Below are 15834 nucleotides of genomic sequence, written 5' to 3'. Positions count from 1 at the left end.
ACAGGATGGTGAGCTAAGAGTGAATGTATTGATGATTTGCACGGAAAAACTGCCTGTACCGAACATCCGAGGCGGAGCGATTCAAACGTACATCGTCGGAGTGGCCGGTTTATTGAATAAGCACCACAACCTTACGATTCTCGGACGAACGGACCCCGAATTACCGAATGACGAAGTGGTCAACGGAGTCCGTTATGTCCGTGTCCCTTCCGATGGCCTACTGGAGGTATACGCCGAAGGTGTGCTGGACTTCGTTTCAAGATTCGGCGGGAACTATGATCTGATTCATATATTTAATCGGCCGAAGCTTGTATTGCCCGTAAGGAAGGCAGCGCCCAGCGCCAGAATCGTATTAAGCATGCACAACGATATGTTTAACTCCGCCAAAATTCATCCCAGCGAAGGCGCCGCCGTCGTCGAAGTGACGGAGCGTATCATCACGATCAGCAACTATATCGGAAATGAGATTGCCGCTCTTTTTCCAAATGCGAGGGCTAAAGTGAAGACGGTTTATTCCGGAGTCGATTTAAACCGGTTTTCCCCTTGGTCGGAATCGGAATCGTCGCATCGCGATAGAGAGACGATCCGGTCCGAATACGGACTCGGATCTAAAAAAGTAATTTTGTTCGTTGGCCGGTTATCACGAAATAAAGGTCCGCATGTTTTGGTGAAGGCGATGTCCCAGCTCTCGCATAAGGATGCTGCGCTTGTCGTTGTCGGAGGTGCCTGGTACAGCGACAACTCGATCAGCGATTATATCGCTTACGTACGGGCGCTTGCCGAAAAATCACCGATACCCGTCATTACGACCGGTTATGTGGAAGCTCACGACGTACACCGCTGGTTTAATGCGGGAGATGTGTTTGTGTGCACCTCGCTGTGGCAGGAACCGCTGGCCAGAGTTCATTACGAAGCGATGGCAGCCGGGCTACCGTTTCTTACTACGGCAAGGGGGGGCAATCCCGAGATCGCAGCCGATCCGTTCGGCAAGCTTATTCAGAACCCGGAAGATCCGGCCGAATATGCCCAGAAGCTGAATGTGCTGTTATCGGATCTGCAATCGGCTCGTCGTCACGGACTCCAAGGCCGCCGTTTTGTCGAGAAGGGCTTTACTTGGGACCGGGTGGCCAGGGACATCTTAACCGTCTGGCAGCCGTAACCATGACGCTCTCCCTATCCGCCATGCAAGCTGAGCTTGCATGGCGGAGGACCGGAGGTTTGGCTGCAGCGCGCGTCCGAGCCACGAAACACTTATAGCCTCATTCATAAACGGTCTCTATGGACCGTAAATAAAAGAGGCCTGCAGGCAGGAGGCTTGTTCGATTTATTGGGCTGCGCGATTGGAGAGACGGGCGAGTGGCGCTGCTTGCCCGTCCCTCCAATCGCGCAGCAGCGGAAAAGAGTGGATCGTTTCAAGACGAAATTACAGCAGGTTAGTCAGTTTCGTCCTCATCTTCATCTTCATCTTCATCTTCGTCCCCGTCTTCTTCTTCGTCTTCATCTTCATCTTCATCTTCATCTTCGTCCCCGTCTTCTTCTTCGTCTCCGTCTTCATCTTCGTCCCCGTCTTCTTCTTCTTCTTCGTCTCCGTCTTCATCTTCATCTTCGTCTTCGTCTTCGTCCCCGTCTTCATCTTCATCTTCGTCCCCGTCTTCATCTTCATCTTCGTCCCCGTCTTCATCTTCGTCCCCGTCTTCGTCTTCATCTTCGTCCCCGTCTTCATCTTCGTCCCCGTCTTCGTCTTCGTCTTCGTCTTCATCTTCATCTTCATCTTCGTCTTCGTCTTCGTCTACGTCTCCGTCTTCGTCTTCATCTTCGTCGTCATCTTCATCTTCATCTTCATCTTCGTCTTCGTCTTCGTCGTCTTCGTCGTCGTCGTCTTCGTCGTCATCGTCGTCGTCGTCTTCGTCGTCATCGTCGTCGTCATCGTCGTCATCGTCGTCGTCCAATTCTAACTTTTCTGTTTCGCCGTCAGCCATCTCCACTTCTATTTCTTCAACTTCCTCCCAGTCCACTTTGCTCATCAAAGCAGATACCCCTTCGTCCAAGGAGTAATTGATCTTATCGCCGTTCGCAAACTCAATTTCAACTTCAGCAGCATCAGGGTAGGCAGCCAGCCACTGCTTCACTTTTTCGGTTTTAGACAAAACAACCATTCCTCTCCATGTTCGTCTCGAAACTTTTTTGGTTAGTTTCACTGTATACTATGATCTCGTAGATGCAATGTATAGGCTAGTTATAGAAGACGAAAGCGGATATTTACCAACTTATTGTTATTTACACAACAAATGCACATACACACATATTTAGGTGCTCATCCGCGAATACCCTTACGGGGTATAGATGCTTTACATAACATTTATAATAAAGCACCTAAGTCACAAGGAGTAAAACCATACGGAGCAAGAAAAAAAAGAATAAACCCGAGCAATTTGGGGATCACCAAATTGCTCGAAATTTGTATCATGCTGGAGGGACGGGCAAATGAACATTTTGATTGTAGGCATGGGTTATGTCGGCGTCACGACCGGACTCATCTTGGCTGAGCTCGGTTGGAAGGTAACCGGATTCGATACGAACGAGGCCAAGCTGAACCGTCTGGCCGTAGGAACCCTGCCCTTCTACGAGCCCGGCTTGGACGTTCTGCTTGAAGAACACAGCCGTGCAGGAAGCATCTCGTTTACCTCCGATTTTGAAACCGCCCTGCGGGAGCATCCGATCATTTTTTTATGCGTCGGCACTCCGTCCCGGCCTGATGGAAGCGCCGATCTGCAGTTTATACGGCAGGCTGCCGAACAGATCGGTTCCCTGATGACGGAATACAAGCTCGTAGTTATTAAAAGCACCGTTCCCGTAGGCACGAACGAACAGGTTGTCCGGTGGATCGGCGAGGCGCAGCGGGAGCCGGTTTCGTTCGATGTGATATCCAACCCGGAGTTTTTGCGAGAGGGCAGCGCTCTGCACGATGCGCTCCATCCCGACCGCGTCGTAATCGGCAGTACGAACAAGCAAGCGACCGCAATCATCACCGCTTTATACAAAGATATGACTTGTCCCCTGATTGTCACCAAGCCGCAAACCGCGGAGATGATCAAATATGCGGCAAACGCTTTTTTGGCGACGAAAATCTCCTTCATCAACGAGCTTTCAAGGCTCTGCGACCGGCTCGGGGTTTCCGTTACTGATGTGGCTCATGGGATGGGAACCGACCCTCGCATCGGACCGCACTTTCTAAGGGCAGGCATTGGCTTCGGCGGATCCTGTTTTCCCAAAGACATTCAAGCGCTGCTGTATACCGCAAAAGAGCATGGCAGCGAGATGACGCTGCTGAACAGCGTCGTCGCCGTGAACCAAACGCAAATCTCTTACGCCGTGCATAATTGGGAAAGAACCTTCGGATCCTTTCGCAATAAAACCGTAGCCCTGCTAGGTCTGTCCTTCAAGCCTGAAACAGACGATCAGCGTGAATCCCCGGCACTTTCCGTTCTGAAGCACCTGATGGAAGAGAAAGCCATCGTTCGCGTACATGACCCTGTCTCCAAGCTGCCGGCCGACATGGCATCCGACCGCGTCCGCCAGTTCGAGACGCTGGAAGATACGGTCGCCGCTTGTGACGCTGTCATCCTTTGCACGGAGTGGAAGCAGTATACGACGGCAGATTGGGGCCTGCTGAAAGAAAGCATGAGGCAGCATTACTTTCTTGACGGAAGAAATGCGCTGGACGGTAAGCGGATGAGCTCTCTGGGGTTTAGCTACCGATGCCTCGGAAATCCGTGAGGAGAGATGACGCTATGAAAATATTAGTGACCGGAGCGGCCGGATTTATCGGCTCCCATCTATGCGAGAGGCTGCTTCAAGATGAGCGTGTCGAGGTAATCGGCCTGGACGCTTTCGTTCCTTCGGCGTCCCCCATATGGATGAGGGAAAGAAATTTACACGCATTGCTCCGGCATCCGCGCTTTACTTTGGTCAAGATCGATTTGCGTACCGTCAGCTGGGATCAGCTTCTCCCTAACGTCGATATCGTCTTCCACCTGGCGGGAATGCCTGGCGTACGGTCAAGCTGGGGGGAAGATTTCAAAACCTACATTGCCCACAATATCGCAGCGACGCAGCGATTGCTGGAAGGGTGCAAACGGTATAGCATCCGCAAATTTATTTATGCTTCCACCTCGTCGGTTTATGGCCAGAAGACGGGACCGGTTGTGGAATCAGCCGTCGTGGAGCCGCTGTCTCCGTACGGCGTCAGCAAATTAACGGGGGAGCATCTGTGCAAGGTGTATGCTTATAATGAACAACTGCCCTTGGTCATTCTCAGATTTTTCACGGTATACGGACCCAGACAGCGTACAGACATGGCTTTCCATCGGTTTATTCGGCGCATGCTGGAGAACAAGCCGATCCCGCTATATGGAGACGGGCGCCAATCTCGCGATTTCACCTATATAGCCGATTGCGTGGATGCGGTAGCCAGGGCTGCTTACGCCGATGGATTAATCGGGGAAACGATTAATATCGGAGGGAAGGAAAGAGCCTCTGTTCTGGAATGCATTTCCATCATCGAAGAGCTGTTCGGACGTAAGGCGGACCTTCAGAAAGTCGGAGACATTTATGGAGAACCGAAGCAAACGTGGGCGGATATCGGAAAAGCGCAGTCGCTGCTCGGCTACCAGCCTCAAACCGACCTGCGCACCGGGCTGGAAGCGGAATACCGGTTCTTGCGCGATCTGTACAGGGTCCAGTAAGGCTGAATAAACCCGCTTTCCATAGGAGGAACCAGTTCCGCCGGGGAATGCGGGTTGATTTAGAGGAACCCGTTCTGCCGGGGAATGCGGGTTAATTAGCGGCCGTCGCCTTGAGACATATTCTGGGTTAGCCCATGACGAACGGCATAGGCGGTCAGCTGAACGCGATTGTCCAAGGCGAGCTTGCCCAAAATGTTCTTGATATGGTTCTTGACCGTATTTTCGGAGATGACGAGCGTTTCAGCGATTTGCCGATTGCTCTGGCCGGTCGCGACACAGCTCAAAATTTCTAGCTCCCGCTGCGACAGGACGCTTGGAGGAGCTTCGTCCGATGAAGTCCTGCCTTCGGAGCGGAACGACTGAAACAACCGGTCAGTAATGACCCTGGAAATTTCGCTGTTCTCGTCCAGCAGTCCTCGCAAATAGTGAACCCAGTCCTCGGGGTTCATGTTTTTGAGCAAGTAGCCTTGGGCGCCGTAGCGCACTGCGGTAAACAGATCGGCCACGTCATCGGATACCGTCAGCATAACGATGCGAATGTGCGGATACAACTGCTTAATCCGTTTGGTCGCCTCGAGTCCGCCGCCATCCGGCATGCGGATATCCATCAGCACAACGTCAGGCAGCAGCTCGCCGCACCGCACCACCGCCTCGCTTCCGCTCGCAGCCTCCCCGATCCATTCAAAGTCGGGCTCTCCCTCAATGAGCGCCCGTACCGCACGGCGGGCCAGCGGATGATCGTCGGCCACCAATACCCTATAGTTCATGACATTCTCCCTTCCCGCATCGGACCGGTCAAGATGAGCTCCGTCCCGGTACCCGGCGACGAGCGCAGGAGCAGCTCAGCCCCCAGGTCAATTGCGCGTTTGTTCAAAATGGACAGCCCGTAACGGTTTACGGCCACACCGTCCGACATGTCGAAGCCGAGGCCGTTATCGGCGATCCGCAGCCGCCACCGCTGGCCGTCCTCCGTCCGGGCAAGCTCGAGCCAAGCTTGGTCGGCGTTCGAATGCTTGCGAATATTCGTGAACGCTTCCCGGACGATGGAGAACAGCGCCACCTCGGCGGACGGCGGAACGTTCTCTTCCGCCGGTTCGACCAGCCAATCGACCGCAATGCCGGTCAAGCCGCTCCACTCCTCCAGCCAGGCTTGCAGCCTCATAGCAAAGCCGGCCCCTTCTTCCGGGACAGTCCGCAGGTTGAAGATCACTTGCCGCAAGTGGTGGTCAATCTCGGAAACCGCCTCCCGCGCTTCGGAGATTTGACCTTTCGTCAGCTGTACGTTCAAGAAGAACAGCACTTGCGCGATATTATCGTGCAGCTCTTCGGCGAGACGCTCCCGCTCCTCGTAGACCGCCCGTTTAGCCTGCTCCCTCGCCAGCGTATCGTTCATTCGAGCGATACGTTTGAACATCCAAGTGGCGAACACGAAGGACATCAGCAGCGTCAGCAGCGTGATATATAGATTGCCTGTTTCCATCGATAAAGAATCAAGCAGAAAGTCGTGCCGGACGTATTCGAATCCTCCGATCAGCAGCGTAGGCAGCAATATCGTCAACCATTTCAGCGTTCTCATGGACATGATGATTCCGTTCCCACACTTTCATTGAAAATTAAGGCGTTGCAGAGGGCCACCTTCAAATTCGCGGACGCTGCCATAACGTTAGTTACATTATAATGGGTTTTCTCGAACAAGCCAGCTGAATCTGAAATTTTCCGCATACAGACACAATTCGCCCTCATGCGAGTCACTTGCCCGAAAGACGCTTCAGCAAGCCAAAGACGCCGGGAGACGAAGCTCCTGACGTGGTTGCCCGGTTTAGACTTGCGATGGGCCGAGCGGGTTTGAATGTTGCTGCGGCACCTGCTTAAATCCAAAAAAACTTCCCTTTCAACTTCAGGATATGCGGCGCCGGAATCCATAGGATAGACATGACAAACAACTTCATTTAAAGCATATTCATGTAAATCTGTTAAACCATTCACTTGCGTCCACATTGACAAACGAACAACATCCCGCTAAAATTTTAGTATCTGGTACTAATACTTGATACTGGTATTAACCAACATATTCTTGCATACATGAACAGTGACCCCATTTTATTCGATCGAGGTGTTTAATCATGTTTACCGAACCTGTTCTCCCGATGTCCGGGCCGCGTTACCGTTCCCGGATGACCGCTATCGGCAGTTATGTGCCTGAGCGCATATTGACGAATGCCGAGCTTGAACGCATGATCGACACGAACGACGAATGGATCGTACAGCGCACCGGTATCCGCGAACGCCGCATCGGCGAGCCTGACGAGTTCACGAGCCGTCTGGCCATTCGAGCCGTGCAAAATATGCAGGAGCGCTACGGCGTGGCGCTGCACGATGTCGATCTGCTGCTGGTTTGTACGAGCACGCCTGACTTCTCGTTTCCTTCCACCGCTTGCCTGGTGCAAGCGCACTTCGGCATCGAGCAGACGTTTGCGCTCGATTTGAGCGCGGCTTGCGCGGGCTTCGTCTACGGCCTGCATGTGGCGGACGGGATGATCGCTTCCGGCATGCACCGGAAGGCGCTCGTCATCGGCGCGGACGCGCTGTCCAAAATCGCCGACTATACCGACCGCACGACCTGCATCCTGTTCGGGGACGGGGCGGCTGCCGTGCTGCTCGAGCGGACGGACGATCCCCGCTCGGAGCCTGCGTTTTTCAGTTATACCGCAGGCAGCGACGGCAACGGGGCGGCGCATCTGTACCGCTCGAACACAGCGGCAAGCTTGAACGGCGCCCCCCTGCGCGGAGACGGAAAGCTCGTTCAGAACGGGCGCGAGGTGTACAAATTCGCCGTGCAAACCGTCCCAAAGGGCGTTGCCGAGCTGCTCGCCCAAGCCGGCTTGACAACTGCCGACATCGATTGGTTCCTCCCCCACAGCGCCAACCTGCGCATTATCGAATCCATCTGCGACAAAACCGGCCTCCCGCTCGAACGAACGCTGCACACAATCGAGCGTTACGGCAACACATCGGCGGCCACCATCGGGCTGGCCATGGATGAAGCCGTTCGGATGGGACGGTTCCGGGACGGGGATCGGCTGCTGCTCTTCGGCTTCGGCGGCGGCTTCGTCCACGGCGGGCTATTGATGCGGTGGAGCGACCTGAAGGAAGGATAAACGCGGAACATCCGGACGAATGCCTACGACACCTGTCCATACCGCCAGACGATCCCCGACATATGCTGTATAAACGATCGTCACAGGTAAGGATCGATAACAGATCGAGGAGGGATCGCCGTGTATCCTCCCTACGTGGGCATTCTCGTGAATGATAACGAACTCCGTAAAATCCCGTTGGGAACTTGGAAATACGAAGCTATTGAACATTATGAAGAGGCGGGGAAAAAATACGGATTCACCCCCTGCTTCTTCAGAATTTGCGATCTTCGCGCCGGGCAAAAGACGGTGAAAGCCTACGTAAAGCAGCTCGAAGGTTATGTACGGCGGAAAATCCCCGCTCCGCTTGTCATACACAACCGGGCGATCTATCTGAGCAAATCCCAGGATCGCCGGTTGTCTTCCTGGGTTCGCGACGGCCGCCAGCTGTTCAACCGCTGGAACCGGTACGGCAAGCTGCGCATCCATCAATTGATGCTGGAAAACCCTTCGTTGCATCCGCACCTGCCGGCAACCCGACGAGCTACGCCGGACGGTATCGCACGATTGATGAAACGGTTCGACTCGTTGATCATCAAGCCGAACAACAGCAGCATCGGACGCGGCGTGATGAGAATGGACCGGACCCCAACAGGATGGAAGCTGTCCTATCCGATTTCGTTCGGCCCGGTGAACCAAAAGTGGCGCACCGTCAGATGGAAAGGAACGCGGCTGCCGGCCGTCCTACGCAGCCGCCTCCGAAAAGAAACGTACATCGTACAGCAGCGATTGCCGCTGGCAACGTTTCAAGGAAGCCCGTTTGATCTGCGCGTCTCCGTGCAGCGGACGGCGGACGGAAGCTGGGATGTAACGGGAATCGTCGCCAAAGTCGCCTCCAAGCATACGTTCGTGACGAACGTCGCCCAAGGCGGCACGACTTACCAGCTGCCCCTCATCCTGCAAGAAGAATATGCTCACCTGGACCCCGAGGAAGTCGTACAGCGTATTTATAACTTCTCCATACTTGTCGCCTCCCATCTGTCCGATCGGCTTCCGCATCTGGCAGATTTGGGGCTGGACGTCGGAATCACGACGGACGGTTACCCGCTGTTTATCGAATGCAACGGTAAAGACCAGCGCTACAGCTTCCGCGAAGCCGGCATGCTGAGCGAATGGATCGCTACGTACGACAATCCGATGGCATACGCCAAATATTTGCTCGACAGCTGTTCCGGCCACGTTTGAACGTCCGAACATGAAGAAAGGACCGTTCAGGTCCTTTCTTCATGTCTCGCCGCATATGGCGAACCAGGCGTCGCCTGATCGTTCGACCTTATGCCGGCACGGCGCTTCGAAGATGCCGCGGGGGGCCAGTGCCGCCTTATTCGCTCAGGGGGCCGATCGCAATCCAGTTCACGATCCCTTGAATATCGGCCGCCGATTTCAAACGAACGAGCTCGAGGATCGCGCAATCAGCCAGCTTTTCTTTCACAACGGCAAAGGCATCCGACTGGCTTGACGTGGCTACGAGCACGTAGTTAGCGTCAGCGAACGGTTGATCGAACGTGACAAGCAATTCGACTTTCTCCTCTTCCGTGTACAGGTTGAACAGGCTTAATCCGAATTGCTGCACAACGGTTTGCCCCGCTATCGCTTGCACCGGACGCAGGTAGGACCGCGGGGAAGCTGCTTCGCTTTCGGTCACCATCCCGCTTTCCGGCGATAGCGCATGCAGCCGGAGCTTGTTCTCAGCCTCTTGCCGAGCGCTCTGGTCCTCTGCGACGGACTCTATCGTAAACGCTTCGGCCGTCTCCGCAACCGGTTCGATGTACGAAGCATCGATGAACGTTTCCGCAGCCGAGTTCCCGGGAAGGATGACCGCTGCCTTCGTCTCCGTCTCGGCCGCTTCTAATTCGGCTTCCGGCGTTGCTTTAAGCTCCAGCTCGGCTTCAACGGCCTCTTTAAGCTGCCTTGCCGCTTCGCTCGCCGAAAATCCGTTCAACAGCGTTTGGAGCGACGTGTCCAAATGAAGCATCGAAATCGTACCGGGGATCAAGTGGTACCCCGATAAGGTTTCCTGCATAATGTGCAGGCCGTCTATGGAATCGACGCTTACATGATCCGTCGATACCGCCCCGGCCGCCAGCTTTTCCGCCGTCACCGCACCCCTTTCAAGCGCCGAGCTGTTCACGGCGTTTGCGCTCAGCTTCTCCGACGTGACGCTGCCATCCGCCAGACGGTCGGTCGTGACGCTCCCGTCCGCCAGCTTTTGCGAGGTGACGCTGCCATCCGCCAGCCGATCCGTCGTCACCGATTCCGCGGCAAGCTGCTCCGTGCCGATCGCCCCCGGCGCCAGATGCGCGCCGCGCACCACCCCTTCCGCCAGGTTTACGCCGGTCACCGCACCCTCCGCCAGCTTTTCCGTCGTCACCGCGCCGTCATTCAGCTTCTCGCGCGTCACCGCACCGGTAACCAGCTGCTGGGTGCGAACGGAGGCTTTGCTCAAGTGCACGTGATGAATCGCGCCCGGGGAAACGTGTTCCGCTTGCACCGCTTCCCGGCTAAGCTTCTCCGACGTGACGCTCCCTTGCCCCAGCTTCGCCGAGGTGATCGCCAAATTCGTCAGCTTATCGGTCGACACCGCCTCGCTGGAAATTTTTGAAGTCGTGACGCTGTGGTTGCCGAGATGGCCGTTCAATACCGCGCCGTCATGCAGATGCTGCGAACGCACTGCGCCGATTCCCAGCTTGTCGGACGTGACCGCGCCGTCTTTCAGCTTCTCCGTCGTGAGCGAGCTCTCCTGCACATGCTCGGTACCGACCGCCTTCGGCGCAAGCTGTCCCGCCTGCACCGCCTGATCGGCCAAATGCTGCGTATCGACCGTACCGGCCGATACATGCTCGGCCTTGACGGCCCCTCTCCCCAGCTTCCGCGAGCTGACAGCTCCTTCCGCCAGCTTCGCCTCGGTCACGGCTCCTTCCGTCAACTGCGGCGTGCCGACGCTCGACGATGCCATCTTGTCGACGGTGATAGCGCGATCGGCCAAGTGACGGCTCACGATGACGCCCGGCTCCACGTGCCTCCCTTCGATAGAGCCGTCCTGTACGTGCAAGCCTTGCACCGCGCCTTTGACCAGCTTCGCGGAAGTGACCGTGCCGTCCTTCAGATGAGCGGTATGAACCGCTTCATCAACCAAGTGAATCGCTTCGATCTGTTTCGAAGCGACGTTGACGCCGCGAATAAGACCGGATGTCAAATGCTCGTTCAAGACGGCCCTCGGCTTCAATTGTTCCGCGCCGATACTCCAAGGCGCCATTTTCTCCTCCGTCACGGAACCGTCAGCCAGCTTATCGGTGCCTATCTCGCCGTCCACCAGCTTGGCCGCCGTCACGGACAAATCGCGCAGCTTCTCAGTGGTAACCGCGCCGTCCGAAAGCTTGGAAGTGTTGACGGCGCCGTTTGCCAAATTGCCCGAGAGAATCGCGCCGCTTTTGATTTTATCCGAGGTAATCGATTGATTTTGCAGCAGCTCTCCGGTAATGGCCTCATCCGCCAAATGATACGTATGGATCGATTGTTCGGCGATTTTGATCGCATCGATCGTTTTATCGGCCAGTTTCTCGGACGTGATGCTGTTATCGAGCAGCTTGCTGCCTGTGATCGCCCGGTCCTGAATTTTATCGGTCGTTATCGAATTCGTCGCCAAATGCTCCTGCGTCACCGCACCCCAAGCCAGCTTTTGCTGGTTTACGCTGCGGTCCGCCAGCTTGGAGGTATCAACGGCGTAGTCCGCCAACGTATCCTTGCCCAGGCTGCCTCGTTTAATTTTGCTTCCGTCAATCGCATAGCGCGCAATTTTCTCCGAGGTGACGGCTTCATCAGCCAAATCGTCCGTGTATACAGAAGCTTCCGCCTCAAGAGTCACATTCGAGGTCGATGCCCTCAACGAGCTCTCATCCGACGAGGAAATATTCGGTTCTTCCTTTGTAAGATTCGCGGCGGGCGTCCAGCTCATCGCATCTCCGTCGTTCCGCTTCTCCCGATCCTCATTCAACCAGCGTAATTCGTCATATAACGAATCGACCCGCTTTTGAGGGGGCTTTATTACATTGCCGGAATTCCGGCGGTTCACCTTTTTCATCCGGGATCCTCCTACTATGCCTTGTTCCTGCAGTACATCGCTGATGATGGTTAAGCAATCACTGCTAACATATGCATGCCCCTATACGGTGGTCATTCGCCCTGTGAAAAATAGGCGGTCGCGTACCAGCGCGGCGGTACGCCGGGATTCTACGCAGCGCCAGGTTCAAGCGATTCGCCTCATCCAGTTGTAATTCCGCGCTGAAATCCGCATAATGAGGGGGAACGACGGAACGTCACTTGCGGCCGTTAGCCGTCCCGTTCGAAGTTAACCAAGCGAAAGGATGATGGAAGGTGATTTCGCTGCAAACCGCCATCGAACGATATGCCGGGTTGGCTGTGCAGGTGGGCATTAACGTGCAGCCGGGCCAGACGCTGGTCGTTCACGCGCCGCTGTACAACGCCGATTTTGTTCGATTGATCGCGAAGAAAGCTTATGAGGCAGGCGCCAAACACGTGCATGTGGAATGGGACGACGACGAGCTGAAACGAATGAAATATTTGCTGGCGCCGGATGAGGCGTTTCATGAATATCCGCAGTGGAAGGCAAACGGGTACCTGGAAATGGCGGAGGCGGACGCCGCATTCTTAACGGTGTACTCGCCGACGCCCGACTTATTGAAGGACGTCAAGCCCGAGCGGCTGTCCGCTGCCAGCAAGGCGTACGGCTCGGCCATGCGCGAATACCGCGCTCTGATGCAAGCCGGTAAGATCAGCTGGGCGATTGTGTCGGCGCCTTCGCCGGGATGGGCGCAGAAAGTGTTCCCGGGCTCCGGCGAGGAAGAGGCCATCCGCAAGCTGTGGGAATATCTCGTTCAGGCGGCGCGGGCCGACCGGGACGATCCGGTGCAAGCTTGGCACGACCATCTGCTGCAGTTGAAGGGGCATGCGGACCGCATGAACGCCAAGCGGTACGCGCGGTTGAAATACAAGGCTCCCGGAACCGAGTTGACGATCGATTTGCCCCCTGAGCACCAATGGGTGGCGGGAGGCATTCGCAATGCGAAAGGCACATTCTTCGTCCCTAACATTCCGACCGAAGAATTGTTCACCCTGCCGCACCGTGACCGCGTGAACGGCACCGTGGCGAGCACGAAGCCGCTGAACTGGAACGGCCAGTTGATCGACAAGTTCAGCATCACGTTCGAGAACGGCGTTGCCGTGGCCTGCACCGCGGAAACCGGGCTGGACACGCTGCAGCGTCTCATCGCGACGGATGCAGGCGCCGCACGGCTCGGCGAGGTGGCGCTCGTGCCGCAGCATTCGCCGATCGCAAGTATGAACGTGTTGTTCTACAACACGGGGCTCGACGAGAACGCTTCGTGCCACTTGGCGTTCGGCAACGCCTATCCGCTCTGCGTGCAGAACGGCACATCCATGAATCCCGAAGAGCTCGAGGGGCTCGGGGCAAACCTGAGCCTGCTGCATGTCGACTTCATGATCGGCTCGGACGAGCTCGACATCGACGGCATCACCGCAGACGGCGTGACCGAACCTGTTTTTCGCCGCGGCAATTGGGCGTAATATCCAAAAACCCTGACGACAGAAAGCTCCACCAGGGTCTTTGGCCAGATGTGCGGTAGGCTTGCTCAACCTTCCATCGATTCCTTATACCGGTAACAATCGGTCGTATGATCCATCACCATGCCGGTGGCCTGCATATACGCGTAACAGATCGTCGAGCCGACGAACGAAAAGCCGCGCTTCTTCAAATCTTTGCTCATCGCATCCGACTCCGGCGTGCTCGCCGGCACCTCGCGCAGCGACGCCCACCGGTTCCGTTTCGGCGCGCCGCCCACGAAGCGCCAGATGTACGCGTCGAAGCTGCCGAATTCCTGCTGTACCCGCAAGAACGCCTTAGCGTTCGTGACGGCGGAGCGGATTTTCAGCCGGTTCCGGATCAAGCCGGGATCGGCGAGCAGCTCCGACAGTTTCGCCTCGTCGTAATTTGCGACGACGGACGGCTCGAACCCGTCGAACGCTTCGACGTAACGGGCTCTTTTGCGCAGCACGGTGTACCAGCTTAAGCCCGCCTGCGCGCCTTCCAACACCAGCATCTCGAACAGCTTGCGATCGTCGTGAACGGGGACGCCCCATTCGTGGTCGTGATAGTTTATATATAACGGATCTTCATTCACCCATTCGCAGCGGTGTGTCATCTCTCCAACCTCCTGTATCCTCGCGGTTATTCCTACCTGTTATAGAACGTACGTTCCCGTATCATACCACAATTTCAGCCCGGAGCAAATATGCCTTTTGTTTCCGGTCCGCATACTTTTTCTTTGCCATGCGTATCAACTATGGAGAACCCAGTATACGATCCGGTAGGTGAAGATCATGATGAACGGCAAATATACCGTGTACGAGCAGCAAACCGCCAAAGCGCTGATCCGTTGGGAGAAGGAGCTGCTGAGGACGCCCGGCCTCTTCGAAAAAACGTCCAAAGCGGTGCAAACCCGGATTAACCAGGTGATTCCCGAGAAAGTGCATACGGCCATTACCGCCGCCGTCAAAGGCATCGTACGATCCGCCCTCTTCACGATGGACTATATCCCGAAGAACGAGCCGCTGGCCGCCGCTTCTCTTGCCGAACGGGATCACAAGGCGGCGGAACTGCTCGCTTTCTACAAAAAGCTGGCCGCGGCCGAGGGCGCCGGCACCGGAGCGGGCGGACTGCTGCTCGGTTTGGCCGATTTTCCGATCCTGATCGGCATTAAGATGAAGTTTCTGTTCGAGCTGGCCCACGTATACGGACATTCCACGCTCGACTACCGGGAGCGGTTGTACATCCTGCACATCTTTCAGCTCGCCTTCTCCAGCCAGGCGATCAAGCCGGCCCTGCTTCGCACGCTTGCCGAATGGCCCGAGACGTCGAAATCGCTGCCGCCGGCCGATTCCTTCGAATCGCACATCGACTGGAGGCAGCTGCAGCAAGAATACCGCGATACGATCGATTTCCGTAAAATGCTGCAGCTCGTCCCCGGCATCGGCGCCGTCGTCGGCGCCTGGGCCAATTACGGCCTGCTCGAGGAACTCGGCCAAACCGGCATGAACGTGTACCGGATGCGCTGGCTGGCTGCGCGGTCTTAGCCGGGACCGGACGCCCGGAGGAGCCGCCGCGGCGCGAATCGGAAGGCGGCGGCTCGCTTTCCCCGCCAAGCCTTCCAGCCGGGCGCTGCCTCGAGGGCAGGCAGGAAGGTTCGTTCGTGGCCGGACTGGCTGCAGCTTGACTTTTACATGCCATTGAATTATCTTAATATTAAGATTATTGCTTCCTTCAAATTGCAGAAAGGACGATACTTATGCCGAATGAACGCGATGAATCTTTACACTTATTTGTCGTCCTCTCCCGGGCTTGCGAATGGGTCACGGCGCACGCGCATCGGGACATCCGGCGGCATGGGCTGAATCCGACGGAATACGGCGTGCTTGAGCTGCTGTACCACAAGGGACCGCAGCCGCTGCAGCAGATCGGCGAGAAAATATTGATGACCAGCGGCAACATCACCTACGTCATCGATAAGCTGGAGCAGAAACAGCTTGTCGTCCGCAAGCCTTGTCCCGAAGACCGGCGGGTCAGTTTTGCCGAGATTACGGAACGAGGGGTTGCCTTCCTGAACGATGCCTTCCCTGCGCACCAGCAAGTCGTTGCGAATGCGGTGGCCGGACTCACATCGGAAGAGAAGCGGCAAGCGATCGCGCTGCTTAAGAAGCTGGGTATCAGCGCTAAAGAAAGTTTCAAGCTCCCCGCCGACTAACGCTCCGCGTGTCCGGCCGCACACTTATCTCAATATTAAGATATTAAGGAGACG

Annotated in this window: 13 protein-coding genes; 8 read left to right on the top strand and 5 right to left on the bottom strand. The window is 56.0% G+C overall.

Annotated elements, in window-relative coordinates:
• Positions 1-19: 19 nt before the first annotated feature.
• Positions 20-1159, top strand: a complete 1140-nt coding sequence (locus JMF85_RS10555; RefSeq protein ID WP_127607719.1) for a glycosyltransferase family 4 protein — start codon at positions 20-22, stop codon at positions 1157-1159.
• Between the two features lie 274 nt (positions 1160-1433).
• On the opposite strand, the gene JMF85_RS10550 is transcribed toward JMF85_RS10555, so the two are convergent.
• Positions 1434-2147, bottom strand: coding sequence for a hypothetical protein (locus JMF85_RS10550; protein ID WP_201318165.1), 714 nt, complete (start codon positions 2145-2147; stop codon positions 1434-1436).
• A gap of 337 nt (positions 2148-2484) precedes the next feature.
• Between JMF85_RS10550 and JMF85_RS10545 the strand changes: the two genes are divergently transcribed.
• Both JMF85_RS10545 and JMF85_RS10540 read left to right on the top strand, forming a co-directional pair.
• On the top strand, positions 2485-3777 hold the full coding sequence (locus JMF85_RS10545) for a UDP-glucose dehydrogenase family protein (protein WP_127610750.1): 1293 nt from the start codon (positions 2485-2487) through the stop codon (positions 3775-3777).
• A 14-nt stretch (positions 3778-3791) separates the two neighbouring features.
• Positions 3792-4745, top strand: coding sequence for an NAD-dependent epimerase/dehydratase family protein (locus JMF85_RS10540; protein ID WP_127610748.1), 954 nt, complete (start codon positions 3792-3794; stop codon positions 4743-4745).
• 95 nt (positions 4746-4840) lie between these two features.
• Here JMF85_RS10540 and JMF85_RS10535 read toward each other — a convergent pair whose 3' ends face one another.
• Positions 4841-5512, bottom strand: coding sequence for a response regulator (locus JMF85_RS10535; protein WP_054796928.1), 672 nt, complete (start codon positions 5510-5512; stop codon positions 4841-4843).
• Positions 5509-6327, bottom strand: coding sequence for a sensor histidine kinase (locus tag JMF85_RS10530; RefSeq protein WP_201318164.1), 819 nt, complete (start codon positions 6325-6327; stop codon positions 5509-5511). The genes JMF85_RS10535 and JMF85_RS10530 overlap by 4 nt, the downstream gene beginning before the upstream one ends.
• A gap of 541 nt (positions 6328-6868) precedes the next feature.
• On the opposite strand from JMF85_RS10530, the gene JMF85_RS10525 reads away from it, so the two are divergent.
• Positions 6869-7903, top strand: coding sequence for a ketoacyl-ACP synthase III (locus JMF85_RS10525; RefSeq protein WP_236595814.1), 1035 nt, complete (start codon positions 6869-6871; stop codon positions 7901-7903).
• Between the two features lie 120 nt (positions 7904-8023).
• On the top strand, positions 8024-9127 hold the full coding sequence (locus JMF85_RS10520) for a YheC/YheD family endospore coat-associated protein (protein WP_201318163.1): 1104 nt from the start codon (positions 8024-8026) through the stop codon (positions 9125-9127).
• 136 nt (positions 9128-9263) lie between these two features.
• Here the strand turns inward: JMF85_RS10520 and JMF85_RS10515 are convergent, their stop codons facing one another.
• Positions 9264-12023, bottom strand: a complete 2760-nt coding sequence (locus JMF85_RS10515) for a WIAG-tail domain (protein ID WP_201318162.1) — start codon at positions 12021-12023, stop codon at positions 9264-9266.
• 296 nt (positions 12024-12319) lie between these two features.
• Between JMF85_RS10515 and JMF85_RS10510 the strand changes: the two genes are divergently transcribed.
• Positions 12320-13546 (top strand): aminopeptidase, encoded by a 1227-nt coding sequence (locus JMF85_RS10510; protein WP_054796941.1) that lies wholly within the window; start codon positions 12320-12322, stop codon positions 13544-13546.
• Between the two features lie 65 nt (positions 13547-13611).
• Here the strand turns inward: JMF85_RS10510 and JMF85_RS10505 are convergent, their stop codons facing one another.
• The gene (locus tag JMF85_RS10505; protein ID WP_054796936.1) at positions 13612-14181 is read right to left on the bottom strand and encodes a DNA-3-methyladenine glycosylase I; all 570 of its coding nucleotides are present in this window, start codon (positions 14179-14181) and stop codon (positions 13612-13614) included.
• A gap of 181 nt (positions 14182-14362) precedes the next feature.
• Between JMF85_RS10505 and JMF85_RS10500 the strand changes: the two genes are divergently transcribed.
• Positions 14363-15112, top strand: a complete 750-nt coding sequence (locus tag JMF85_RS10500) for an EcsC family protein (protein WP_201318175.1) — start codon at positions 14363-14365, stop codon at positions 15110-15112.
• 212 nt (positions 15113-15324) lie between these two features.
• On the top strand, positions 15325-15780 hold the full coding sequence (locus JMF85_RS10495) for a MarR family winged helix-turn-helix transcriptional regulator (RefSeq protein ID WP_054796937.1): 456 nt from the start codon (positions 15325-15327) through the stop codon (positions 15778-15780).
• Positions 15781-15834 lie beyond the last annotated feature (54 nt).

Origin of the sequence: Paenibacillus sp. EPM92 (assembly GCF_016586185.1) — a bacterium.
GTDB lineage: Bacteria > Bacillota > Bacilli > Paenibacillales > NBRC-103111 > Paenibacillus_G > Paenibacillus_G validus.
The sequence above is the reverse complement of the archived record's forward strand: the minus strand, read 5'-3'. Positions and strand labels throughout refer to the sequence as shown.